Source organism: Streptomyces sp. NBC_00557 (assembly GCF_036345995.1).
Taxonomy (GTDB): Bacteria; Actinomycetota; Actinomycetes; order Streptomycetales; family Streptomycetaceae; genus Streptomyces.
Genome location: NZ_CP107796.1, coordinates 6497429 through 6521991, shown reverse-complemented (window position 1 = coordinate 6521991; position 24563 = coordinate 6497429). Strand labels below are relative to the sequence as shown.

At 70.8% G+C, this 24563-nt stretch carries 17 protein-coding genes and 3 rRNA genes; 5 read left to right on the top strand and 15 right to left on the bottom strand.

The genetic code is table 11. The features are described 5' to 3' along the window. The first annotated feature begins 449 nt into the window (after positions 1-449). From OG956_RS28665 to OG956_RS28655, 3 genes are read left to right on the top strand one after another with little or no spacing between them, the layout of a single operon-like run. Entirely contained in the window at positions 450-2252 is a 1803-nt protein-coding gene (locus OG956_RS28665; RefSeq protein WP_330342974.1) for a glycoside hydrolase family 15 protein, read from the top strand. Positions 2253-2300: 48 nt separating this feature from the next. Continuing rightward, positions 2301-3659 (top strand): FAD-binding oxidoreductase, encoded by a 1359-nt coding sequence (locus OG956_RS28660; RefSeq protein ID WP_330340894.1) that lies wholly within the window; start codon positions 2301-2303, stop codon positions 3657-3659. A 44-nt stretch (positions 3660-3703) separates the two neighbouring features. After that, on the top strand, positions 3704-5350 hold the full coding sequence (locus tag OG956_RS28655; RefSeq protein ID WP_330340893.1) for a PucR family transcriptional regulator: 1647 nt from the start codon (positions 3704-3706) through the stop codon (positions 5348-5350). Here OG956_RS28655 and OG956_RS28650 read toward each other — a convergent pair. The 6 genes from OG956_RS28650 to OG956_RS28625 form a co-directional block, all read right to left on the bottom strand. Then, positions 5347-6483, bottom strand: a complete 1137-nt coding sequence (locus tag OG956_RS28650) for a glycosyltransferase family 4 protein (RefSeq protein WP_330340892.1) — start codon at positions 6481-6483, stop codon at positions 5347-5349. The two genes, OG956_RS28655 and OG956_RS28650, sit on opposite strands and share 4 nt — an antisense overlap. Before the next feature lie 269 nt (positions 6484-6752). Further along, positions 6753-7499 carry a hypothetical protein gene (locus tag OG956_RS28645; RefSeq protein ID WP_330340891.1) on the bottom strand — a complete coding sequence of 249 codons (747 nt, stop codon included), beginning with the start codon at positions 7497-7499 and terminating at the stop codon, positions 6753-6755. Positions 7500-7547: 48 nt separating this feature from the next. Further along, a complete protein-coding gene (gene recN / locus OG956_RS28640; protein ID WP_330340890.1) occupies positions 7548-9290 on the bottom strand; it encodes a DNA repair protein RecN in 1743 nt (580 codons plus the stop codon). A 106-nt stretch (positions 9291-9396) separates the two neighbouring features. Beyond that, positions 9397-10302 (bottom strand): NAD kinase, encoded by a 906-nt coding sequence (locus OG956_RS28635; protein WP_330340889.1) that lies wholly within the window; start codon positions 10300-10302, stop codon positions 9397-9399. Further along, positions 10299-11114 carry a TlyA family RNA methyltransferase gene (locus OG956_RS28630; protein ID WP_330340888.1) on the bottom strand — a complete coding sequence of 272 codons (816 nt, stop codon included), beginning with the start codon at positions 11112-11114 and terminating at the stop codon, positions 10299-10301. The genes OG956_RS28635 and OG956_RS28630 overlap by 4 nt, the downstream gene beginning before the upstream one ends. Positions 11115-11121: 7 nt before the next feature. Beyond that, positions 11122-11406: a hypothetical protein gene (locus OG956_RS28625; RefSeq protein ID WP_330340887.1), complete on the bottom strand. Its 285-nt coding sequence runs from the start codon at positions 11404-11406 to the stop codon at positions 11122-11124. A gap of 42 nt (positions 11407-11448) precedes the next feature. Here OG956_RS28625 and OG956_RS28620 point away from each other — a divergent pair, with 42 nt between their 5' ends. Continuing rightward, complete coding sequence (locus tag OG956_RS28620) at positions 11449-11796, top strand: sterol-binding protein (protein ID WP_330340886.1); 348 nt, start codon at positions 11449-11451, stop codon at positions 11794-11796. On the opposite strand, the gene OG956_RS28615 is transcribed toward OG956_RS28620, so the two are convergent. The 4 genes from OG956_RS28615 to OG956_RS28600 form a co-directional block, all read right to left on the bottom strand. Then, positions 11780-12628 (bottom strand): ABC transporter ATP-binding protein, encoded by an 849-nt coding sequence (locus tag OG956_RS28615; RefSeq protein ID WP_330340885.1) that lies wholly within the window; start codon positions 12626-12628, stop codon positions 11780-11782. The two genes, OG956_RS28620 and OG956_RS28615, sit on opposite strands and share 17 nt — an antisense overlap. After that, positions 12625-13671 carry a FecCD family ABC transporter permease gene (locus OG956_RS28610; RefSeq protein WP_330340884.1) on the bottom strand — a complete coding sequence of 349 codons (1047 nt, stop codon included), beginning with the start codon at positions 13669-13671 and terminating at the stop codon, positions 12625-12627. The genes OG956_RS28615 and OG956_RS28610 overlap by 4 nt, the downstream gene beginning before the upstream one ends. Then, positions 13668-14711, bottom strand: coding sequence for a FecCD family ABC transporter permease (locus OG956_RS28605; RefSeq protein ID WP_330340883.1), 1044 nt, complete (start codon positions 14709-14711; stop codon positions 13668-13670). Before OG956_RS28605 ends, OG956_RS28610 begins: the two co-directional genes overlap by 4 nt. Before the next feature lie 162 nt (positions 14712-14873). Continuing rightward, positions 14874-15902: an HAD hydrolase-like protein gene (locus tag OG956_RS28600; RefSeq protein ID WP_330340882.1), complete on the bottom strand. Its 1029-nt coding sequence runs from the start codon at positions 15900-15902 to the stop codon at positions 14874-14876. Between the two features lie 97 nt (positions 15903-15999). On the opposite strand from OG956_RS28600, the gene OG956_RS28595 reads away from it, so the two are divergent. Further along, entirely contained in the window at positions 16000-17283 is a 1284-nt protein-coding gene (locus OG956_RS28595; RefSeq protein WP_330340881.1) for a DUF1015 domain-containing protein, read from the top strand. A gap of 73 nt (positions 17284-17356) precedes the next feature. Here OG956_RS28595 and OG956_RS28590 read toward each other — a convergent pair whose 3' ends face one another. The 5 genes from OG956_RS28590 to OG956_RS28570 all read right to left on the bottom strand — a co-directional run bounded on the left by OG956_RS28590 (position 17357) and on the right by OG956_RS28570 (position 24445). Continuing rightward, a complete protein-coding gene (locus OG956_RS28590) occupies positions 17357-18103 on the bottom strand; it encodes a hypothetical protein (protein WP_330342973.1) in 747 nt (248 codons plus the stop codon). Beyond that, on the bottom strand, positions 17995-19122 hold the full coding sequence (locus OG956_RS28585; protein WP_330342972.1) for a hypothetical protein: 1128 nt from the start codon (positions 19120-19122) through the stop codon (positions 17995-17997). The genes OG956_RS28590 and OG956_RS28585 overlap by 109 nt, the downstream gene beginning before the upstream one ends. A 154-nt stretch (positions 19123-19276) precedes the next feature. Beyond that, positions 19277-19393, bottom strand: a 5S ribosomal RNA gene (rrf, locus tag OG956_RS28580). A gap of 106 nt (positions 19394-19499) precedes the next feature. Then, positions 19500-22621: ribosomal RNA gene (locus OG956_RS28575) — 23S ribosomal RNA — on the bottom strand. A gap of 297 nt (positions 22622-22918) precedes the next feature. Then, a 16S ribosomal RNA gene (locus OG956_RS28570) occupies positions 22919-24445 on the bottom strand. Together the 16S, 23S and 5S rRNA genes form the textbook arrangement of a ribosomal RNA operon. Positions 24446-24563 lie beyond the last annotated feature (118 nt).

Genomic DNA, 24563 nt, shown 5'->3' with positions numbered 1-24563 from the left:
GCCCGGCCGGGATGGCTCCCGGCCACGCTCCGCGTCCGGCCGGGCACGGGGCGCCTCGCCCGCCGGCGTCCAGGGCCCGCGCGCACCCGGGAGCCGGCCCCGCCCGCCACATGTGTCACAGCAGGCACGCGCAGGTCACACGGCTGTCACCCGCTCCTCACCCGTTCGGCCCACACGGGTTGCCCGGAGCGGCACGCAGATCATCTACGTGCGTCGTATCCTGCTCGGACACTCGCTGCCGAGCCCGGCCGGAACGACGGCACACCCCCGCCACCATCACCCGGAACAACGAGAGCGCGGCAGTTCGTTGAGCAAAGACTGTCGTGTTGCCTCAGGGCTCGGCGGGCTGCTTTGCTTCACCGCTCAACGAGCACAACAAACGACCCCTTGACCGCACTAGCGACAGCCCCCTGCGCGGGGGTGACGTGGCCGTTCGACTGGAGTTGCACGTGGCCGGGCGCATCGAAGACTACGCACTCATCGGAGACATGCAGACCGCGGCACTGGTCTGCCGGGACGGCACGGTGGACTGGCTGTGCCTGCCCCGCTTCGACTCGCATGCCATCTTCGCCGGCCTGCTGGGCACCGAGGAGCACGGCTTCTGGCGGCTCGGCCCGGCCCACGCGGCGGACGCCCAGCCGCCCACGGCCGCCCGGCGCGGCTACCGCGGCGACTCGCTGATCCTGGAGTCCGAGTGGGACACCCCGCGCGGCACGGTCCGCGTGACCGATTTCATGCCCCCGCGCGACGGCGCCCCGCAGCTGATCCGGATCGTGGAGGGCGTCACCGGCCGCGTGCCCATGCGCTCGGCCCTCAGGATGCGGTTCTCCTACGGCCGGGTCATCCCCTGGGTGCACAAGCACGAGGGGCGCACGGTGGCGGTCGCCGGGCCGGACTCCGTGTGGTTCGACACGGAGGCCGAGACCTACGGGAAGTCGCTGACCACGTACGCCGACTTCACGGTCGCTCCGGGTGACCGGATCGCGTTCACCATCTCGTGGGAGCCCTCGCACAAGCAGCCCCCGCCGCTGCCGGAGCCGGAGGCCTCGCTGGAGGCGACGGAGGAGTTCTGGCGCGAGTGGGTGGAGCACTGCACCTACCACGGGCCGTACCGCGAGGCGGTGATCCGCTCCCTGATCACCCTGAAGGCGCTGACGTACGCCCCCACCGGCGGCATCGTCGCCGCGCCGACGACCTCGCTGCCCGAGGACATCGGCGGCGTGCGCAACTGGGACTACCGCTACACCTGGCTCCGGGACGCCGCGATCACCCTGTCGTCGCTGCTGCGCACCGGCTACCGCGAGGAGGCCCGCGCCTGGCGCGAGTGGCTGCTGCGCGCGGTCGCCGGCGACCCGGACAACCTGCAGATCATGTACGGCATCGCCGGCGAGCGGGAGCTGGGCGAGGCCGAGCTGGACTGGCTGCCCGGCTACGAGAACTCGGCCCCGGTCCGGGTGGGCAACGGCGCCGCGCACCAGCTCCAGCTGGACGTGTACGGCGAGGTCACCGAGGCCCTGCACCTGGCGCACATGACGGGCCTGGCCCGCAACGACTATGCCTCGCTGCTCCAGCTGAAGCTGATCCGCTACCTGGAGGACCACTGGCAGGAGCCGGACGAGGGCATCTGGGAGGTGCGCGGCCCGCGCCGGCACTTCGTGCACTCCAAGGTGATGGCCTGGGTCGCGGTGGACCGCACCATCAAGCTGATCGAGTCCGGCGACGCGGACGGCCCGCTGGAGCGCTGGAAGGAACTGCGCGACGACATCCACCGCGACGTGTGCGAGAAGGGCTACGACAAGGAGCGCAACACCTTCACCCAGTCCTACGGCTCCCAGGAGCTGGACGCCTCGCTGCTGCTGATCCCGCAGATGGGCTTCCTGCCCCCGGACGACAAGCGGGTGATCGGCACCATCGAGGCGATCCAGCGCGAGCTGTCCACCCCGGACGGCTTCATCCTGCGCTACCCCACGGAGGGCGCCGACGCGGGCGTCGACGGCCTGCCGGGCGACGAGGGCGCCTTCCTGGCGTGCTCGTTCTGGATGGCCGACGACCTCGCGATGATCGGCCGCGTCGACGAGGCGAGGAAGCTGTTCGAAAAGCTCCTCGCGCTGCGCAACGACCTCGGCCTGCTCGCCGAGGAGTGGGACCCGCGGCGCCAGCGGCAGGTCGGCAACTTCCCGCAGGCGTTCAGCCATGTGCCGCTGATCGACACGGCGCTGCGGCTGACCGCTTCGGGGGCGTACGGCGGCTGAGCCGTGCGCCTAGGCTGAAAGGCAGCACCCTGCTCGAAGGGGGCTGCCATGGCTGTCCGTTCCAAGGCGCACACGGCCCTCGCCGCGCTCCGCGAGGATCTGGCCGGCGAGGTGTTCGCCCCGCCGGACCCGGGCTACGACGAGGCCCGGGGCGGCCGCGGCGCGCGGATCGACCGGCGCCCGGCGGTGATCGCCCGGTGCGCGCACGCGGCCGACGTGGTCCGTGCCGTCCGCTTCGCGCGCGAGCTGGACCTGCACATCGCCGTGCAGGGCGGCGAAGACGGACCGGCAGGGCCCAGGGTCGACGGCGCGCTGGTGGTGGATCTGCGCCGGATGCGCTCGGTGACCGTCGACCCGGCCGCCGAGGCGGTCCGGGTGGAGGGCGGGGCCACGATGAGCGACCTGGACCGGGCGACCCAGCCGTACGCGCTGGCGACCACCGGCGGCCGCGTCTCCACCACCGGCGTCGGCGCACACGCCCTCGGCGGCGGCACCGGCTGGCTGGACCGCGCCTTCGGCCTGGCCGTGGACCATCTGCTGGGCGTCGAGCTGGTGACCGCCGACGCCGAGCGGGTGCACGCCAACGCCGACGAGAACCCGGAGCTGTTCTGGGCGCTGCACGGCGGCGACGGCGCCTTCGGCGTGGTGACGGCGCTCACCCTGGCGCTGCGCGAACTGCCCGAGTTCTCGGCGGCGCTGCTGCTGTGCCCGCCCCAGTCCGGCCCGGCGCTGGTGCGCGCCTTCCGCGAGACCGTCGGTGCCGGGCCCGACGAGGCCGGCGGCGCCGTGCTGTACCTGACCGGCCCGCCGGCCGAGTCGGGGCTGTGGTGCGCCGCCCTGCTGACGTACGCGGGCGGCGAGTCCGGCCTGCGCAGGCTCGCCGAGCCGCTGCTGGCGCTGCCGCACGAGACGGAGATCGTCGGCGCCGTGCCGTACGCGGACGTGCAGTGCCTGCTGGACCCGCCGCCCGGCCTGCGCCGCGAGGGGTCGGCCGAGTGCCTCGCGGACCTGCCCGACGAGCTGGTGGACCTCTTCCACGCCCGCGCGGAGCGCATGCCCGCCTCCCCCGGCAGCCGGCACGCGCTGTTCCCGCTGGGCGGCGCGGTCGCCGCCGGCCCCCGTGAGTACCCGGTGGCGTACCGGGACGCGTCCTGGATCGCGCACCCCTTCGTCTGCTGGGCGGACCCGGCGGACGACGAGCGGGAGACGGCCTGGGTACGGGAGGCGTGCGCGGAGGTACGGCCCTGGAGCACCGGGGACGTCTGCCTGGACTTCGTTGGCGACGAGGGCCCCGAGCGGCTCCGGGCGGGCCTGGGCGCCGGGAACCTGCTGCGCCTGGAGAAGGTCAAGCGGCGCTGGGATCCCGACGACGTCTTCCGGTTCGGCCGCGCCGTCAAGCCGGTGTGACCGGAAGATGTTCTCCGGGCGTCTTCGCAGGTAGCGTCCGCTGCATGGACAGCCGTACGGACAACCGACCCGACAGTCAGGGCGCCGGGATCACCGTTCAGCGGGCGCTGGAGCTGCCCGGACTGCGCAGCGGGCTGCCGGAGATCCTGGCGGGCGCCGACCGGCTGGGGCGCACGGTGCGCTGGGTGCACGCGGGCGAGGTGCCGAACATCGCCTCACTGCTCAAGGGCGGCGAGCTGCTGCTCACCACCGGCTACGGCCTGGGCACCCGCCCCGCCGAGCAGCGGGCGTTCGTGCGCACCCTCGCCGAGCGCGGGATCGCCGCCCTGGTGGTGGAGCTGGGCCCGCGCTTCAGCCGGCTGCCGGCCGCCCTGGTGGACACCGCCCGCGCCGCCGGGCTGCCGCTGGTGCAGCTGCACCGCGAGGTGCCGTTCGTGACGGTCACCGAGGAGATCCACACCGAGATCGTCAACGGCCACTACGCGCTGCTGCAGCGGGCCGAGGAGGTGCACCGGCGTTGCACCGAGGCGCTGCTGGGCGGCGGCGGGGTGCCGCAGGTGCTGGGCATCCTGGCGGACTTCGGCGGCAACCCGGTGTTCCTGGAGACGGCCGACGGCCGCCTGCTGTATGCCGCCGGGGAGGGTCCCGAGGGAGCGGACCCGCTCCAGGTGTGGGAGGGGCTGCGCGGGCCGCGCAAGGACGCCCCGCCGCCCGCCGGCTCGGTGCTGGTGGACGTGCCCGGCGGCGGTCCCGGCACGGCGGGCTCGGTGCGGGCCCGCCTGGTGCTGCTGCCGGTGCGCGGCGCGCTGGCCCCCGTGCACCGGATCGCCGCCGAGCGGGCCGCGGGCATCCTGGCCGTGGTGCTGATGCAGGCCCGGCAGGAGGAGGAGCTGGCGGCCCGCGGGCGCGGCGACTTCCTCACCGACCTCGCCGAGGGCCGCATCACCGCGGAGGACGCCCCGGCGCAGGCCCGGGTCCTAGGCTTCAAGCCCGGCGACAGCCCGCTGCTGCCCGTGGTGATGCGGATCGGCGACAGCCTCTCCCCCGGCGGGGGCTGGGCGGTGCTCGCCCGGGCCGTGTCCGAGGAGCTGGCCGCGGTCGGGGTGCCGGTGCTGCTGGGCGTACGGCCGGTGGAGGGCCGGGTGCTGGTGCTGCTCGGCCTGCGCTCGGAGTCGGAGCGCCCGGCCGTCGCCGACCGGGTGGCGGCGGCGCTGCGCACGGGCGTGGAGCGGGCCGGGATGCGCCGGCCGGGCTCGCCGCCGCCGGTCGTGGTGGTCGGCGTGGCGGGCGGCTGGGCGGCCGCGTCGGCCGGGCTCAGGCACGCGGCGGAGACGGCGACGGCCGCGCAGGGCCTGACGGACCGGCCCTGGTACGACGCCCGCCGCCTCGACATCGACCTGCTGCTGTGGCGGCTGCGCGACCACCCGGACCTGGCCGCGTTCGTGGACCGTGCGATCGGCCCGCTGCGCGACCACGACAACCGCTCCAAGCCGCCGCTGCTGCCGACGCTGCAGACCTATCTGGCGCACGCGGGCCGCAAGGCGGAGACGGCCCGCGAGCTGCACCTGAACCGGCAGACCCTGTACAACCGGCTCGCCCGCATCGGGGAGTTGCTGGGCACCGACCTCGACGACCCGCAGACCGTGCTGGCATTGAGCCTCGCCCTGCGGGCCCGCCGGCACGTGCCCTAGGCCAGCGGTGTCGGCTGGGTCAACTCGTCGTAGACGCTGAGCACTTGGGCCACCGTCTCGTCCTCGGTCGGCCAGGTGGCGGCCTGCCTCAGCCCCGCCGCGGCCAGCTCCTGGCGGCGCTCAGGGTCCGCGAGCAGCCGTACGACGGCGGCGGCGAGCCCCTCCGGGTCGCCGTACGGGACGAGTTCGGCCGCGTCGCCGACGAGGTCCGGGATGCCGCCGACCCGGGTGGCGACGAGCGGCACGCGCGCGTACAGCGCCTCCTGGGCGAGCACGGACCGCGACTCCCATCTGCTCGTCAGCAGCGCCAGGTCGGCGGCGGCGAGCAGCTCGGGCACGTCGTCGCGGTGCCCGACGAGCCGCACCGGAAGGTCCTCGTCCTCGATGCGCCGCTGCAGCTCCGGCCGCAGCGGCCCCTCCCCGGCGATGACGACCAGCGGCACGGGGTCCAGGCCCCGCCAGGCGCGGGCCGCGTCGAGCAGGACGTCGTAGCCGCGGTGCCGCTCGAGGGAGCCGACCGCGAGGAGCAACGGGCGTCCGGTGGCGCCGAGTTCGGCGAGGACCTTGGGGCGCAGCGGGTCGGGGTCGTCGAGGACGGCGGGCCGCCGCTGCCCCGGCAGGCCGACGGCGCCGAGCCGGGCGTCCCGTGCCCCGGTCTGCCTGGCCCGGTCCACCAGGTCGGGGCTGGTGCCGAGGACGACGGCCGCCGTCCGCACCACCCGCCGCTCCAGCAGCCTGAGCAGATGCGCCCGCGGACCGTCGGCCCAGGCCCGGTTGTGCCAGGTGACCACCAAGGGGGTGCGCCGGCCGCTGAGCGCGAGGACGGCCCGGAAGGAGGCGTGCAGCCCGTGCGCGTGCACCAGGTCGGCGTTGGCGCAGGCCGTTCGCAGCGCGGCCACCGCGACGGGGTCGCTGCTGCGCGGCACGTGCACGTGTTCGGCGCCGACGCCGGTGAAATCGTAGGCGCGGTCGGCTTCGGCGGGGGCGCACACCGTCACCCGCACGCCCCTCGCCACGAGCCCCTCGGCCAGCGAGCGCACATGCGCGCTGCTGCCGGCGTTGCCTCCGCCCAGCACCTGCACGGTGCGCAGCGGCTGCTGGCCGTGCGGTGCGTTGCTGCTCAGGGGGCTCACGAGGCCGGGACTCCTGGTTCGGCGTGGGTGGTCACGAGGAAACGTACAGAACGTAGCGGGCTCAGGAGTGCGGAAGGACGTACACCGCGCGCCTCCCGCGCGGACCACATGCTCTTCAAGCATGCCAGGACGCAGAGCCGTTCAGGGAAATCCGGGGGCGCACCGTGCGGCGGGCCGGAGGCAATGCGCCGGAGCACGTCACCCACACGGGGGAACCGAGTCCCGGCGCGGGCGAACCCCGCACTGATACATACCGCGAGGTCAGACGCTCACAGTGCCCGCGCCCAGGCACTCACCCGGTCCCCGTGCACGGCGGCGGCCACAACGGCGACGGCGTGCGCGAGCAGCCCCGCGCGCCGGTTGCCCGCCACGACGGCCGCCCCCAGCGCGGCCCCGAGGGCGTGCGCCCCCGTGTCCCCGATCATGGCGCGTTCGCCCAGGTCGTCGGGGAGGACGGCCGCGGCGGCGCCCATCGCGGCCGCCGACAGCCCGGCGGCGGGCCCCTCGCGGAGCAGTCCGGGCGCCCCCAGCGCGAGTACCGCTCCGGCGGCCCGCCCCGGCCGCACGTCGACGAGGTTCACGAAGTGTGCGGCACCGGCGATGACGACCCCGGCGAGAAGCCTGTCGAGGGGCCGCTCCTTCATCAGCGCCCCCGCGACCAGCCCGGCGGCCGATATCCCGAACAACTTCACGGCCCCGCTGGTGACTTCACCGTCCCTCAGCGCCCGCAGATGCGCCCGGAAGCCGCGCCGGTGGTCCCCGGCGACATCGTCGTACGCCCCGCACACCCCGGCGGCCAGCACGGCGAGCCCCGCCCCGGGACACTCCCGCGCGACGGCGCCGGCCGCACCGAGCGCCGCGGCGGGCCCGGCGTACAGCTCGACGCTCCGGCCCGCGTAGTTCTCACGCTGCCAACGCCGCGCGCCGCCGGGCGGGTTGCCGCGCAGCAGGGCGAGGCCGGCCCGGGTGAGCGCGGCGGACAGCAGGAAGGAGCGGAACTCACGCTTGACGATCATCCCGCCACCCTAAAAGCCGACCACGCCTGCCCTGGAAGCCGAGCCCGTCTACAGGTCCGCCCGGGCCGTCGCCAGTAGTTCCTCCGCGTGGGCGCGGGCCGTCTCGGAGTCCTCCTGGCCGGCCAGCATGCGGGAGAGCTCGCGGATGCGTTCCTCGCCCTCCAGGACCTTCACCCCGGAGCGGGTGACCGAGCCGTCGTTCGTCTTCTCCACCAGCAGCTGGCGGTCGGCGAAGGCGGCCACCTGGGGCAGGTGGGTCACCACGACGACCTGCGCCGTCTTGGCGAGCTTCGCCAGCCGCCGGCCGATCTCGACCGCCGCCTTGCCGCCGACACCGGCGTCGACCTCGTCGAAGAGGTACGTCGGCACCGGGTCGGTGCCCGCGAAGACGACCTCCACGGCGAGCATCACGCGGGACAGCTCACCACCGGACGCGCCCTTGGCGATGGGCCGCGGCGGGGCGCCCGGGTGCGGGGCGAGCAGCAGCTCGACCTCGTCCACGCCCGACGGCCCGTACGCGACCGTGCGCCCGCCGACCTCGACGCCCTCGGGGTCCTCGGTCTGCCGGATGTCGAAGGACACGCGCGCGTGGGGCATCGCCAGCGAGGCCAGCTCGGCGGTCACGGCGGCGGCGAACCGCTCGGCGGCTTCCCTCCGCGCGTCCGACAACGCCTGTGCGAGACCGCCCAGTTCGGCCCGGAGCGCGTCCCGCTCGGCGGTCAGCTCCGCGATCCGCTCGTCGTCGCCGTCCAGCTCGGTCAGGCGCGCGGCGCTCTGCTCGGCCCAGGCGAGCACGGCGTTGACGTCCTCGCCGTACTTGCGGGTCAGCGCGGTCAGCGCGGCCCGCCGCTCCTCCACCGCGGCCAGCCGCAGCGGATCGGCGTCCAGGTCGTCGGCGTACCCGGCCAGCTCGCCGGCCACGTCACCGAGCAGGATGCCGATCTCCCCGATCCGGTCGGCGAGCGAGGCGAGCGCCGGATCGTGGCTCCGAACGGCCTCCAGGGCCCGGTGGGCGCCCGCGACGAGGGTGGAGGCGTCGATCCCCTCGGGGTCCTCGGGATTGCCCGCGAGAGCGGCGTGCGCGGCCGTCGCGGCGGACGACAGCGCCTCCGCGTGCCCCAGCCGCTCGGCCTCCTCGGCCAGCTCGGCGTCCTCCCCGGCGCGCGGCTCGACGGCGGCGATCTCCTCCAGGCCGTAGCGCAGCATGTCGGCTTCCTGCGCCCGCTCACGCGCGCGTGTGGTGATCTCCTCCAGCTCGGCGGAGACGGCCCGCAGCCGCCGGTAGGCCTCGGTGTACTTGGCGAGCGGCACGGCGACGGCGTCGCCCGCGTACCGGTCCAGCGCCTGCCGCTGCCGGGACAGCTTCAGCAGCCCCTGCTGGTCGGTCTGCCCGTGCACGGCCACCAGGTCGTCGGCCAGCTCGGCGAGCAGCCCCACGGGCACGCTGCGCCCGCCCAGGTGCGCCCGGGAGCGGCCCTCGGCGGAAACGGTACGGCTGATCAGCAGGGCGCCGTCGTCCAGCTCGGCCCCCGCCTCCTCGGCGCGTACGACGGCGGCGGCGTCCGCGGGCACGGTGACCCGCCCCTCCACGACCGCCTTGTCCGCCCCGATCCGCACCAGCGCCGGGTCGGCCCGGCCGCCGAGCAGCAGCCCCAGGCTGGTGACCACCATGGTCTTGCCCGCACCCGTCTCACCGGTGACGGCGGTGAACCCCGGCGACAGCTCGACGACGGCGTCGTCGATGACCCCGAGCGACCGTATCCGCATCTCCTCCAACACGGAACAGACCATACGAGGTCCGGGCGGGGGAGCGCACATGGCCCGCCATTGTCACCCGGGCGAGCCAGGGGGTTTCGTTCGGATCAGCCCGGGTCCGACCTGATCCAAACGAAACCCCCTAGTGCGGCGCCCCTCGCCATCCCGTCGTCGGCAGCGCAAACTTCGCGACCAGCCGATCCGTGAACGAAGAGTGATGAAGCCGAGCAAGCCGTACCGGGACCGCGCCCCGCCGCACCTCCACCCGCGCCCCCGGCGGCAGCTCGACGGTCCGCCGCCCGTCGCACCACAGGACGCCCGGAGGGATGTGCGGCAGCACCTCCACCGCCAGCACGGACTCCGGCGAGGTGACCAGGGGCTTGGCGAACAGCGCGTGCGCGCTGATCGGCACCATCAGCAGCGCCTCCACCTCGGGCCACACCACCGGCCCGCCCGCGGAGAAGGCGTACGCCGTGGACCCGGTCGGCGTGGACAGGATCACCCCGTCGCAGCCGAACTCCGACACCGGCCGCCCGTCGATCTCCAGCACGACCTCGAGCAGCTTCTCGGCGCCCGCCTTCTGCACGGCCGCCTCGTTCAGCGCCCAGTCGGTGTGCACGATGTCCCCGTTGCGGTGCACGACGACGTCGACGGTCATCCGCTCCTCGACCTCGTACGACCGCGCCACCACCCGGTCGACCACCCGGTCGAGGTCGTCGCGTTCGGCCTCCGCGAGGAACCCGACCCGGCCGAGGTTGACGCCGAGCATCGGCACCCCGGACGCACGGGCGAACTCGGCGCCCCGCAGCAGCGTCCCGTCACCGCCGAGCACGATCAGCAGCTCGCACCCGTCGAGGCACTGCGGGGTCGCCTCCTTGACCAGCGCCACCTGGTCCGGCAGCGGCAGGTCGCGCGCCTCCTCCTCCAGCACCCGCACCCCGATGCCATGCCGCAGCAGGCCCTTGACGACGAGTTCCGCACTGCGGACCGCCGCGGGCCGCCCGGTGTGGGCGAGCAGGAAAACAGTACGCGCCAGGTTCTGTGTCAACGCGGCCCCTCCGCCACTGCACGGTCGACGTCGGCCGGGTCCACCTGGGGTGCTCCCGCCCGCAGCCAGAGAAAGTACTCGACGTTCCCCGAGGGGCCGGGCAGCGGACTGGCGGTGACCGACTGCACCCCGAGCCCCAGCTCCCAGGCCTTCTCGGCCACACCACGCACGGCCTCCGCCCGCAGCTGCGGACTCCGTACGACACCCCCGCTGCCGAGCCGCTCCTTGCCCACCTCGAACTGCGGCTTGACCATCATCACCAGGTCGGCGTCCGGCGTCACGCACCGCTTCAGGGCGGGCAGCACCAGCCCGAGCGGAATGAAGGACAGATCGCCCACGACAAGATCCACCGGCTCCCCATCGATCGCTTCGAGCGTCAACTCGCGTACGTTCGTACGGTCCTTGACGGTGACGCGTTCATCGTTCCGCAGCGACCAGGCGAGCTGTCCGTAGCCGACGTCCACGGCGACGACGTGCGCGGCGCCCGCGCGCAGCAGCACGTCGGTGAAGCCACCGGTGGACGCCCCCGCGTCCAGCGCGCGCCGGCCCTCGACCACGAGCCCCTGCGGAACGAAGACCTTCAGGGCGCCGGCGAGCTTGTGCCCGCCGCGGGAGACGTAGTCGGGGTCGCTGTCGTCGGCCTGGACCACGATCGCCGCGGCGGTCTCCACCTGGGTGGCCGGCTTGGTCGCCACGGTCTTGCCGACGGTGACCCGCCCGGCGGCGATCAGCTGGCTGGCGTGCTCGCGCGAGCGCGCGAGCTTCCTGCGGACCAGCTCCGCGTCCAGACGGCGGCGTGCGACTCCTGCCACGTTCGGTTCAGCTCCTGCTCTGGTGGTACGAAGGCGGGGGCACCGGAGGTCCCGGGCGGGCGTCGAGCGCGGTGAGCGCGTCGCGCAGCCCCCGGTGTACATCCTCGTACACCTCCATGTGCCCGTCGGTGGCGAGGTGGTCGGCGTCTGCGAGCCGTTCCAGCTGGGCGTCGACCTCCGCGTTGCCGGTGGGGGTGCGCGGGACCCCCAGAGGGGCGGGCGCTGCGGGGTCGTACTCGGGCTCGGCCTCCGTCACGGCTTCCGCCGGGGCCTCGGTCACGGACTCGCTCATGGGCAGACGCTACCCCGAACGGCTGGGGTACGGTCGGTGGCGATGGCCACGATCGAGGAGTGCCGCGCCGCACTGGGAAAGCTTTCGGACAACATGCAGGGCGCCGAGGGCGACGTCCGCGCGGCCGCCGCGCTGGACCGCTCGGTGAGCTGTCACATCACCGACCTGGACGTCACCTTCGCCGGCCGCATGACGGGCGGGCGGATCGAGGTGGACGACACCCACCCCGGCCCGCCGCGGGAGAAGGCGCAGATCAGGCTCGCCTTGGCGGGCGACGACCTGGTGGCGCTGGTGGGCGGGGAGCTGAACTTCGCGACCGCCTGGGGCTCGGGCCGGGTCCGGCTGGAGGCGAGCCTGCTGGACCTGTTCCGGCTCAGGAAGCTGCTGTGAGCCGCTCCCGCCGGGTCCCGCGCGCCGCGGGGACGACCAGCGGGGTGCCGGTCTCCGGGTCGTCGATGACCTGACAGCGCAGCCCGAACACCTCCTCCACCAGCTCGGCCGTGACGATGTCGTTCGGGGCGCCCTCGGCGACGACCTCGCCGCCGCGCAGGGCGATGAGGTGGGTGGCGTAGCGGGCCGCGTGGTTGAGGTCGTGCAGGACGGCGACCAGGGTGCGGCCCTGGGTCTCGTGCAGCTCGGCGCACAGGTCGAGGACGTCGATCTGGTGCTGGATGTCCAGGTAGGTGGTCGGCTCGTCCAGGAGCAGCAGCGGCGTCTGCTGGGCGAGCGCCATCGCGATCCACACCCGCTGCCGCTGCCCGCCGGACAGCTCGTCGACGTACCGGTCGGCCAGCGCCTCGACCCCGGTCTGCCGCATGGATTCCCGTACGACCCGCTCGTCCTCGGCCGACCACTGGCGCAGCAGGCCCTGGTGCGGGTAGCGGCCCCGGCCGACGAGGTCGGCGACGGTGATGCCGTCGGGCGCGACGGCCGACTGCGGCAGCAGGCCGAGGGTACGGGCGACCTTCTTGGCGGGCATCGACTGGATGACCTGGCCGTCGAGCAGCACCCGGCCCTCGCTGGGCCTGAGCATCCGCGACAGCGCCCGCAGCAGCGTCGACTTTCCGCACGCGTTGGGGCCGACGATCACCGTGAAGGAGTTGTCGGGGATCTCCACCGACAGCTGTGCGGCGATGACGCGCTGGTCGTAGGCGAGGGTGACGTTCTCGGCGGAGAGGCGGTTCACGGTGCTCCCGGTCGTCTTCGTGGGGGTGTGGCTCATATCCGGCCCGCCCTGCGCTCGGTGACCAGCAGCCACAGCAGATAGCCGCCGCCGAGGACGCCGGTGACCACCCCGACGGGCAGCTGGTCGGCGCCGAAGGCGCGCTGCGCGGCCCAGTCTGCGGCGACCAGCAGGGCGGCGCCCATGCACAGGGAGGGCACCAGGTTAGGGCCCGGCGAGCGGGTCAGGCGGCGGGCGAGCTGCGGCGCGGTCAGCGCGACGAAGCCGACGGGTCCGGCGGCCGCGGTGGCGGCGGCGGTGAGCAGCACGGCGCAGACCGTCAGCACCAGCCGGACCCGCTGCACCCGCACCCCGAGGGCGCCCGCGACGTCGTCGCCCATCTCCAGCATCCGCAGGCCGCGCGCGTTGACGAGGACCAGCGGGACGAGGACCGCGCACACGGCGAGCAGCGGCCAGACCTGGTCCCAGTCCCGGCCGTCCAGCGAGCCGGTCATCCACACGACCGCGCGGGCCGCGTCGACCAGGTCGGCCTTGGTGAGCAGATAGCCGTTGACGGCGGTGCCGATCGCGGAGACGCCGATGCCGACCAGGACGAGCCGGTATCCGTGCACGCCCTGCTTCCAGGCGAGCAGATAGACGGCGAGCCCGGTCACCAGACCGCCGGCCAGCGCGCCGGCGGTGACCTGGGTGGTGCTGCCGGACAGCAGCACGATCACGACGAGCGCGCCGGCCGTCGAGCCCTGGGACAGGCCCAGCACGTCCGGGCTGCCGAGCGGGTTGCGGGAGACGGACTGGAACAGCGCGCCGCCGAGGCCCAGCGCGGCGCCGACCAGCAGGCCGACCAGCACCCGCGGCAGCCGCAGCTCCTTGACGATGAAGTCCTGGTACGCGTTGCCGTTCCCGGCGAGGGTCCTGAGCACGTCGGCCGCGGGGATCTTCGCGTCGCCGGTGCCGATCAGCGCCACCCCGGCCGCACCGGCGGCGGCCAGCAGCAGCACGACGACGACCAGGGCCCGCAGGTCGAGGCGCAGGGAGAGCCCGCCGGGGGCGCGCACGGCCCGGTGCGTGGTTCGGGTCTTCACAGCTGGGCCGTCCTCCGCCGTCGTACGAGCAGGATGAAGACCGGGCCGCCGATGATCGCGGTGACGATGCCGACCTGGAGTTCCGAGGGCCGCGCCACGACCCGGCCGACGACGTCGGCGCCGAGCAGCAGCACCGGCGACAGGACGGTGGCGTACGGCAGGATCCAGCGCAGGTCGGGGCCGGTGAAGGAGCGCACGACGTGCGGGACCATCAGGCCGACGAACACGATGGGTCCGCAGGCGGCGGTCGCGGCGCCGCACAGCACGGTGGCGGCCAGCATGGCGAGCGCGCGGGTGCGGCCCAGGTGCGCGCCGAGGGCGCGGGCGGTGTCGTCGCCCATCGCGACGGCGTTCAGCGGGCGGGCGAGCGCGAGCGCGAGGACCATGCCGGCCGCGAGGAACGGCAGCACCTGCACGACGGTCGAGTAGCCGGCCGAGGCCAGCGAACCCACCGTCCAGAAGCGCATCCTGGCCAGCGCCACGTCGTCCAGGATCATCACCGCCTGGAGGTAGCCGTACAGGGCGGCGCTGATCGCCGTGCCGGCGAGCGCGAGCCGCACCGGGGTGGCGCCCCGGCTGCCGCCGAGGAACCACACCAGCGCGCCGACCGCCGCCGCCCCGAGGAAGGCGAACCACACATAGCCGGTGAGGCTGGTGACGCCGCAGTAGGTGATGGCCGTGACGACGGCGGCGGAGGCGCCCGCGTTGATGCCGAGCAGCCCGGGGTCGGCCAGCGGATTGCGGGTGAGCGCCTGGAGCACCGCGCCCGCGAGACCGAGCGCGGCACCGGCCAGCAGACCGAGGACCGTGCGCGCGAGCCGCTCGTCCACGACCACGTCGCCGTAGGTCCCCGTGTCGTGGAACAGGCCGTGCCACACCTGGTCCGGCGACAGCGCCTTCGCCCCGACCGCGATGCTCGCCAGGGCGACGAGCAGCAGGAACACGGCGGAGAGCAGGAGCCCAACGGCCCTTGCCGTCCGACGAGTTGGGGGCGCGGGGGAGTTCTCCGCGCGCTGTTCCGGGGGACTGTCGACCAACACGAGGTTAGGTTAGCCTACCCTCGCTGCCGGTTTCGATCCCCGGGGTGGGTCCGCCGCAGTCACGGCCCCCGGCCCCGATCCCCGTCAAGCCATCGCCGTCGCCTGCCCTCAAGGCCCGGTCACAGTCCGAGCCTTCGCCGGCACCTGCTCCTCAGTGCCCGCTCACAGTCCGAGCCGTGCCAGCGCCTTCCCCCCGTCCAGCGTGCAGGAGCCGTCACCGGCCGCCGTCCAGGCCGCGGCGCACAGTGCCCGCAGCCCGTCGAGTGCCTCACCGTCGCCCTCCAGCTCCAGCCGGTCCGCCCGGGCCGTCGCCGTGAACCCGCCGCAGCGGAAGCCGTCGCCGTCGGCGGTGACCTCCGGCTGGCCGGTGAGCAGGCCGCGCAGATCGGCGTCCACATAGGTCGGCCGGTGCCGCGGCGGCGCGGCGAGCAGCTGGGCGGCGTCGGTGACGCCGGTCAGCACCAGCAGCGAGTCGACCCGGCCGTTGAACGCCCCCTCGATGTCCGTGTCCAGCCGGTCCCCGACCACCAGGGGCCGCTTCGCGCCGGTCCGGATGATCGTCTCGCGGTGCATCGGCGGCAGCGGCTTGCCCGCCACCTGCGGCTCCTTGCCCGTGGCGATCCGGACGACCTCCACGGCCGCTCCGTTGCCCGGCGCGATGCCCCGCCCGCTCGGGATCGTCAGGTCGGTGTTGGACGCGAACCACGGCACCCCGCGCGCCACCGCGTACGACGCCTCCGCGAACCGCCCCCAGGTCAGGTCCGGCCCGCCGTAGCCCTGCGCGACCGCCGCCGGATCGTCGTCCGCCGACTCCACCGGCACCAGGCCCCGTTCGCGCAGCGCCACCCGCAGACCCTCGCCGCCGACCACCAGCACCCGCGCCCCGGCCGGCACCTGCTCGCTGATCAGCCGGGCGACGGCCTGGGCGGAGGTGATGACGTCGTCGGCGCCGGTCGGTATGCCCAGCTCCGTCAGATGCCCGGCCACGGTGTCCGGCGTCCGCAGCGCGTTGTTGGTGACGTACGCCAGATGCATGCCGCCGGAGCGCGCCACCGCCAGCGAGTCCACCGCGTGCGCGATCGCCCGGCCGCCCGCGTACACCACCCCGTCCAGATCGAGCAGCGCCGTGTCGTACGCCTCGCTCAGGGGCTGCCCACTGCCCTCGGGCCTCGTCCTGACCGCCTGGCTCATGTCCACATCGCTCCTCGTCCCACCGCGTCGTACCAAGGCGTTCTCCCGCCTTTCCCCCGATCATCCCGCACGCCACTGACACACGTACGATGCCGGGATGAACACTGCAGGTCACTCGGAGGCAACGGCGCGCCGGGGTCTGGAACTCAGCCCGTTCCGCGGCCTTCGCTACGACCCCGACCGGGTCGGCAGCCTGGCCTCCGTCACCTCCCCGCCGTACGACGTCGTCGTCCGTCCCGACGGGGTGCACCACCTCCAGTCCGCCGACCCGTACAACATCGTCCGGCTGATCCTGCCCCAGGCCGGCACCCCGAGCGCCCGTACCGAGCAGGCGGCGGACACCCTGCGCCGCTGGCTGGACGAGGGCGTCCTCACCGCGGACCCGGAGCCCGGCCTGTACGTCTACGAGCAGCGGGACGGCAACGGCCTGCTCCAGCGCGGCATCATCGGCGCGCTGCGGGTGTCGGAGCCGGCCGAGGGCGTGGTGCTGCCGCACGAGGACGTCATGCCGCCCGTGGTCGCCGACCGCGCGGCCCTGATGCGCGCCACGCGCGCGAACCTGGAGCCGCTGCTGCTGACCTACCGCGGCGACGGTACGGCGGACGAGGTCGTCGAGCGCACGGCAGGCACGCCGCCGCTGCTGGCCACGACCACGGAGGACGGCTTCCGCCACCGCCTGTGGTCCGTCACCGACCCCGCCGACGTGGCCCGGATCCAGTCGGACCTGGCCCACCAGCAGGCCCTGATCGCCGACGGCCACCACCGCTGGGCCACCTATCTGCGGCTGCGCGCCGAGCATCCCTCGCCCAGTCCCTGGGACCACGGCCTGGTCCTGCTCGTCGACACCGCCCGCTACCCGTTGCGCGTCCGCGCCATCCACCGTCTGCTGCACGGCATCCCGGTCGCCGACGCGCTCGCGGCCGTGCAGGGCCTGTTCCGGGTGCGGCGCCTCGACACGCCGCTCGCCGAGGCCCTGGAGGCGCTGGCGGACGCGTCCTGCGCGGGCAACGCCTTCCTGCTGGCCGGCGACGGCGCCTTCCACCTGCTCGACCGCCCGGACCCGGGCCTGCTGGCCCGCACGATTCCCGCGGACCGCCCCTCCGCCTGGCGTTCCCTGGACGCCACGGTCCTGCACGCCACCCTGCTCGACCATGTGTGGCACATCCCGGAGGACTCCCCCGCCCACATCGCGTACATCCACGACACGGCCGCGACGGTCGCCAAGGCGGAACGCGACGGCGGTACGGCCGTGCTGATGCACCCGGTCCGCGAGGAGGTCGTACGCGACCTGGCCCGCCAAGGCGTGACGATGCCCCGCAAGTCGACGTCGTTCGGCCCGAAGCCGGCGTCGGGGCTGGTGCTGCGGGCGCTGGAGATCTGACCGCCCCGGACACGAGGAGGGCGGGCTCCCGTGGGGGAACCCGCCCTCGTCTCTCTGAACTCCGTGACGGTCGTCAGTCCTTGTCGTCGCCGTCTTCCACGGACGGCTCGGCGGACTCGGGCTCGCCCGCGTCCTCGCTCTCGTCCAGGGCGTCGAGAAACTCCACGCCGTCCAGCTCGGCGAGCCGGTCGGAGGCGTCCGTGCTGCCGTCCCGGTCGGCCTCGACGGCCTTGGCGAACCATTCGCGCGCCTCGCCCTCGCGGCCGGCGGCCAGCAGGGCGTCGGCGTACGCGTACCGCAGGCGCGCGGTCCACGGGTGTACGGCGTTCGACGCCAGCTCGGGGCTCTGCAGGGTCACGATGGCCGCGTCCAGCTGGCCCATGTCACGCCGGGCGCCGGCCGCGACGAGCCGCATCTCGACCTGCCCGGCCTTGTCCAGCTTGTGCACCTCCGGGGCGCCGGCCATGTCCAGCGCCTTCTCCGGCCGGCCGAGACCGCGCTCGCAGTCGGCCATCACCGGCCACAGGTCCACGGTGCCGGTCATCCGCCGCGCGGCCCGGAACTCGGCGAGGGCCTCGCTGTACTTCTGGTTGGCGTACGCCGCGAACCCCGCCGCCTCGCGCACGGCTGCCACGCGGGACGCCAGGCGCAGGGCCACCTTGGAATAGCCGTAGGCGCCTTCCGGGTCCTCGTCGATGAGCCGGGCGACCATCACCAGGTTCCTGGCGACGTCGTCCGCGAGCGTCTTGGGCAGGCTCTGCAGCTCCTGCCGGACGTCCTTGTCGATCTCCTCACCGGTGACGTCCTCCGGGATGGGCAGCCGCTTGATCGGCTCGCGGTCCCGGTCCCGGTCGCGCTCGCGCTCGTCGCGGAAGCGGCCACCGCCCCGGCGGTCGTCCCTGCGGTCGTCCCGCCCCCGGAAGCCACCGGGCCGCCCACCCCGGTCGTCCCGACGCGGCCCGCGGCCACGGTCGTCCCGGCCACGGAACCCACCGCGGTCGTCGCGCCGGTCATCGCGACGGTCGTCACGCCGCTCGTCACGGCGGAAGCCGCCGCGGTCGTCGCGACGGTCGCCGTAACCGCGCTGGTCGTCACGCCGGCCGTAACCACCACGGTCGTCGTCGCGACGGTAGGACGGACGGTCCCCGCCACGGTCGTCGCGGCCGCGGAACCCGCCCCGCTCATCGCGCCGGTCGTCCCGACGCGGCCCACGGTCACGGTCGTCCCGCTGGAAACCGGGACGCGAACCCCGCTCCCCCTCACGACGATCGTCCCGCCGGCCATAACCACCACGGTCGTCCCGGCCACGGAACCCACCGCGGTCGTCGCGCCGGTCATCGCGACGGTCGTCACGCCGCTCGTCACGGCGGAAGCCGCCGCGGTCGTCGCGACGGTCGCCGTAACCGCGCTGGTCCTCGCGCCGGCCGTAACCACCACGGTCGTCGTCACGGCGGTAGGACGGACGGTCCCCGCCACGGTCGTCCCGGCCACGGAACCCACCCCGGTCATCGGGCCGGTCGTCCCGACGCGGCCCACGGTCACGGTCGTCCCGCTGGAAACCGGGACGCGAACCCCGCTCCCCCTCACGACGATCGTCCCGCCGGCCATAACCACCACGGTCGTCCCGACCACGGAACCCACCCCGGTCGTCCCGACGGTCATCGCGACGGCCGTCACGCCGCTCGTCACGGCGGAAGCCGCCGCGGTCGTCGCGACGGTCGCCGTAACCGCGCTGGTCGTCACGCCGGCCGTAACCACCACGGTCGTTGTCGCGGCGGTCGTTGTCACGGCGGAAGCCGCCGCGGTCGCTCCGGTAGCCGCCGCGATCACCGCGGTCACCACTGTCCCGTCGCCGCTGGTCGCGCTCCGGTCGGTCGTCGGGAGAGTTGGTGGACATGGTGACTCCTGTCTTCGGTACCACAAGCATTGTAAAAACGAAAGGACCCCTGGTCCCAGCTGAACGCTGGTGACCAGGGGTCCTTCCCTAAAGATTGTTCGGCGGCGTCCTACTCTCCCACAGGGTCCCCCCTGCAGTACCATCGGCGCTGTAAGGCTTAGCTTCCGGGTTCGGAATGTAACCGGGCGTTTCCCTCACGCTATGACCACCGAAACCCTAATGGTTTCGAGCGAACAAGCACACTCTGTAGTTATGCGTTCCAGCTCAAAGCCGGCAACTGTTCGTTGCCTCAGAACTGACACAGTGGACGCGAGCAACTGAGGACAAGCCCTCGGCCTATTAGTACCGGTCACCTCCACACGTTACCGTGCTTCCAGATCCGGCCTATCAACCCAGTCGTCTACTGGGAGCCTTACCCCATCAAGTGGGTGGGAGTCCTCATCTCGAAGCAGGCTTCCCGCTTAGATGCTTTCAGCGGTTATCCCTCCCGAACGTAGCCAACCAGCCATGCCCTTGGCAGAACAACTGGCACACCAGAGGTTCGTCCGTCCCGGTCCTCTCGTACTAGGGACAGCCCTTCTCAAGACTCCTACGCGCACAGCGGATAGGGACCGAACTGTCTCACGACGTTCTAAACCCAGCTCGCGTACCGCTTTAATGGGCGAACAGCCCAACCCTTGGGACCGACTCCAGCCCCAGGATGCGACGAGCCGACATCGAGGTGCCAAACCATCCCGTCGATATGGACTCTTGGGGAAGATCAGCCTGTTATCCCCGGGGTACCTTTTATCCGTTGAGCGACGGCGCTTCCACAAGCCACCGCCGGATCACTAGTCCCGACTTTCGTCCCTGCTCGACCCGTCGGTCTCACAGTCAAGCTCCCTTGTGCACTTACACTCAACACCTGATTGCCAACCAGGCTGAGGGAACCTTTGGGCGCCTCCGTTACCCTTTAGGAGGCAACCGCCCCAGTTAAACTACCCATCAGACACTGTCCCTGATCCGGATCACGGACCCAGGTTAGACATCCAGCACGACCAGACTGGTATTTCAACGACGACTCCACACACACTGGCGTGCATGCTTCACAGTCTCCCAGCTATCCTACACAAGCCGAACCGAACACCAATATCAAACTGTAGTAAAGGTCCCGGGGTCTTTCCGTCCTGCTGCGCGAAACGAGCATCTTTACTCGTAGTGCAATTTCACCGGGCCTATGGTTGAGACAGTCGAGAAGTCGTTACGCCATTCGTGCAGGTCGGAACTTACCCGACAAGGAATTTCGCTACCTTAGGATGGTTATAGTTACCACCGCCGTTTACTGGCGCTTAAGTTCTCAGCTTCGCCCACCCGAAAGTGAGCTAACCGGTCCCCTTAACGTTCCAGCACCGGGCAGGCGTCAGTCCGTATACATCGCCTTACGGCTTCGCACGGACCTGTGTTTTTAGTAAACAGTCGCTTCTCGCTGGTCTCTGCGGCCACCCCCAGCTCACGGTGCAAGACCGATCACCAGGACTGGCCCCCTTCTCCCGAAGTTACGGGGGCATTTTGCCGAGTTCCTTAACCATAGTTCACCCGAACGCCTCGGTATTCTCTACCTGACCACCTGAGTCGGTTTAGGGTACGGGCCGCCATGAAACTCGCTAGAGGCTTTTCTCGACAGCATAGGATCATCCACTTCACCACAATCGGCTCGGCATCAGGTCTCAGACTACGTGCAGGGCGGATTTGCCTACCCTGCGTCCTACACCCTTACCCCGGGACAACCACCGCCCGGGATGGACTACCTTCCTGCGTCACCCCATCACTCACCTACTACCAGCTCGGGTCACCGGCTCCACCACTCCGAGACACGTCAAAGACGCGCCCCGGCGGCTTCACGGGCTTAGCATCACTGGATTCGATGTTTGACGCTTCACAGCGGGTACCGGAATATCAACCGGTTATCCATCGACTACGCCTGTCGGCCTCGCCTTAGGTCCCGACTTACCCTGGGCAGATCAGCTTGACCCAGGAACCCTTAGTCAATCGGCGCAAACGTTTCTCACGTTTGTATCGCTACTCATGCCTGCATTCTCACTCGTCAACCGTCCACAACTACCTTCCGGTGCTGCTTCACCCGGCAGACGACGCTCCCCTACCCATCCGTGCACCCGTTAGGGCTATATGCACGAATGACACGACTTCGGCGGTACGCTTGAGCCCCGCTACATTGTCGGCGCGGAATCACTTGACCAGTGAGCTATTACGCACTCTTTCAAGGGTGGCTGCTTCTAAGCCAACCTCCTGGTTGTCTGTGCGACTCCACATCCTTTCCCACTTAGCGTACGCTTAGGGGCCTTAGTCGATGCTCTGGGCTGTTTCCCTCTCGACCATGGAGCTTATCCCCCACAGTCTCACTGCCGCGCTCTCACTTACCGGCATTCGGAGTTTGGCTAAGGTCAGTAACCCGGTAGGGCCCATCGCCTATCCAGTGCTCTACCTCCGGCAAGAAACACACGACGCTGCACCTAAATGCATTTCGGGGAGAACCAGCTATCACGGAGTTTGATTGGCCTTTCACCCCTAACCACAGGTCATCCCCCAGGTTTTCAACCCTGGTGGGTTCGGTCCTCCACGAAGTCTTACCTCCGCTTCAACCTGCCCATGGCTAGATCACTCCGCTTCGGGTCTTGAGCGTGCTACTACAGCGCCCTGTTCGGACTCGCTTTCGCTACGGCTTCCCCACCCGGGTTAACCTCGCAACACACCGCAAACTCGCAGGCTCATTCTTCAAAAGGCACGCAGTCACGAGAAGCACCGAAGTGCTTCCGACGCTCCCACGGCTTGTAGGCACACGGTTTCAGGTACTATTTCACTCCCCTCCCGGGGTACTTTTCACCATTCCCTCACGGTACTATCCGCTATCGGTCACCAGGGAATATTTAGGCTTAGCGGGTGGTCCCGCCAGATTCACACGGGATTTCTCGGGCCCCGTGCTACTTGGGTGTCTCTCAAACGAGCCGCTGACGTTTCGACTACGGGGGTCTTACCCTCTACGCCGGACCTTTCGCATGTCCTTCGCCTACATCAACGGTTTCTGACTCGTCCCACGGCCGGCAGACCGTGGAAGAGAGATCCCACAACCCCGCATACGCAACCCCTGCCGGGTCTCACACGCATACGGTTTGGCCTCATCCGGTTTCGCTCGCCACTACTCCCGGAATCACGGTTGTTTTCTCTTCCTGCGGGTACTGAGATGTTTCACTTCCCCGCGTTCCCTCCACATACCCTATGTGTTCAGGTATGGGTGACAGCCCATGACGACTGCCGGGTTTCCCCATTCGGAAACCCCCGGATCAAAGCCTGGTTGACGACTCCCCGGGGACTATCGCGGCCTCCCACGTCCTTCATCGGTTCCTGGTGCCAAGGCATCCACCGTGCGCCCTTAAAAACTTGGCCACAGATGCTCGCGTCCACTGTGCAGTTCTCAAACAACGACCAGCCACCCGTCACACACCAGCTTCACTGATGCTTCACCGGGGCCGGCGACTGAGGAAAGTTTCGTTCCCTCAGACACCCAACAGCGTGCCCGACACCCTCGCCTCTTCACCGTTCCGTTCCACGCCGAAGCAGTACTAGGAAGAGAAGCAGACCGAGTGTGCCGAGTAGTCAACGTTCCACCCATGAGCTAACCACCGCCAGACACTCGCTGGCGTAGTGGCTCTGGCTGCCTTGCGGCAGCTAGATGCTCCTTAGAAAGGAGGTGATCCAGCCGCACCTTCCGGTACGGCTACCTTGTTACGACTTCGTCCCAATCGCCAGTCCCACCTTCGACAGCTCCCTCCCACAAGGGGTTGGGCCACCGGCTTCGGGTGTTACCGACTTTCGTGACGTGACGGGCGGTGTGTACAAGGCCCGGGAACGTATTCACCGCAGCAATGCTGATCTGCGATTACTAGCGACTCCGACTTCATGGGGTCGAGTTGCAGACCCCAATCCGAACTGAGACCGGCTTTTTGAGATTCGCTCCACCTCACGGTATCGCAGCTCTTTGTACCGGCCATTGTAGCACGTGTGCAGCCCAAGACATAAGGGGCATGATGACTTGACGTCGTCCCCACCTTCCTCCGAGTTGACCCCGGCGGTCTCCCGTGAGTCCCCAGCACCACAAGGGCCTGCTGGCAACACGGGACAAGGGTTGCGCTCGTTGCGGGACTTAACCCAACATCTCACGACACGAGCTGACGACAGCCATGCACCACCTGTACACCGACCACAAGGGGGACCCTGTCTCCAGGGTTTTCCGGCGTATGTCAAGCCTTGGTAAGGTTCTTCGCGTTGCGTCGAATTAAGCCACATGCTCCGCCGCTTGTGCGGGCCCCCGTCAATTCCTTTGAGTTTTAGCCTTGCGGCCGTACTCCCCAGGCGGGGCACTTAATGCGTTAGCTGCGGCACGGACAACGTGGAATGTTGCCCACACCTAGTGCCCACCGTTTACGGCGTGGACTACCAGGGTATCTAATCCTGTTCGCTCCCCACGCTTTCGCTCCTCAGCGTCAGTATCGGCCCAGAGATCCGCCTTCGCCACCGGTGTTCCTCCTGATATCTGCGCATTTCACCGCTACACCAGGAATTCCGATCTCCCCTACCGAACTCTAGCCTGCCCGTATCGACTGCAGACCCGGGGTTAAGCCCCGGGCTTTCACAACCGACGCGACAAGCCGCCTACGAGCTCTTTACGCCCAATAATTCCGGACAACGCTTGCGCCCTACGTATTACCGCGGCTGCTGGCACGTAGTTAGCCGGCGCTTCTTCTGCAGGTACCGTCACTTTCGCTTCTTCCCTGCTGAAAGAGGTTTACAACCCGAAGGCCGTCATCCCTCACGCGGCGTCGCTGCATCAGGCTTGCGCCCATTGTGCAATATTCCCCACTGCTGCCTCCCGTAGGAGTCTGGGCCGTGTCTCAGTCCCAGTGTGGCCGGTCGCCCTCTCAGGCCGGCTACCCGTCGTCGCCTTGGTGAGCCGTTACCTCACCAACAAGCTGATAGGCCGCGGGCTCATCCTGCACCGCCGGAGCTTTCCAACCCGGGAGATGCCTCCCAGGCTCGTATCCGGTATTAGACCCCGTTTCCAGGGCTTGTCCCAGAGTGCAGGGCAGATTGCCCACGTGTTACTCACCCGTTCGCCACTAATCCCCTCCCGAAGGAGGTTCATCGTTCGACTTGCATGTGTTAAGCACGCCGCCAGCGTTCGTCCTGAGCCAGGATCAAACTCTCCGTGAATGCTTCCCCGTGATCGGGGCGACACATCACGAGAGCGGAACAGTCAGGCGGAATAAGCCCGACCGTTCACAGCGTCCTCGCTGTGTTTTTTCAAAGGAACCTCGCCACCGGAAACCAT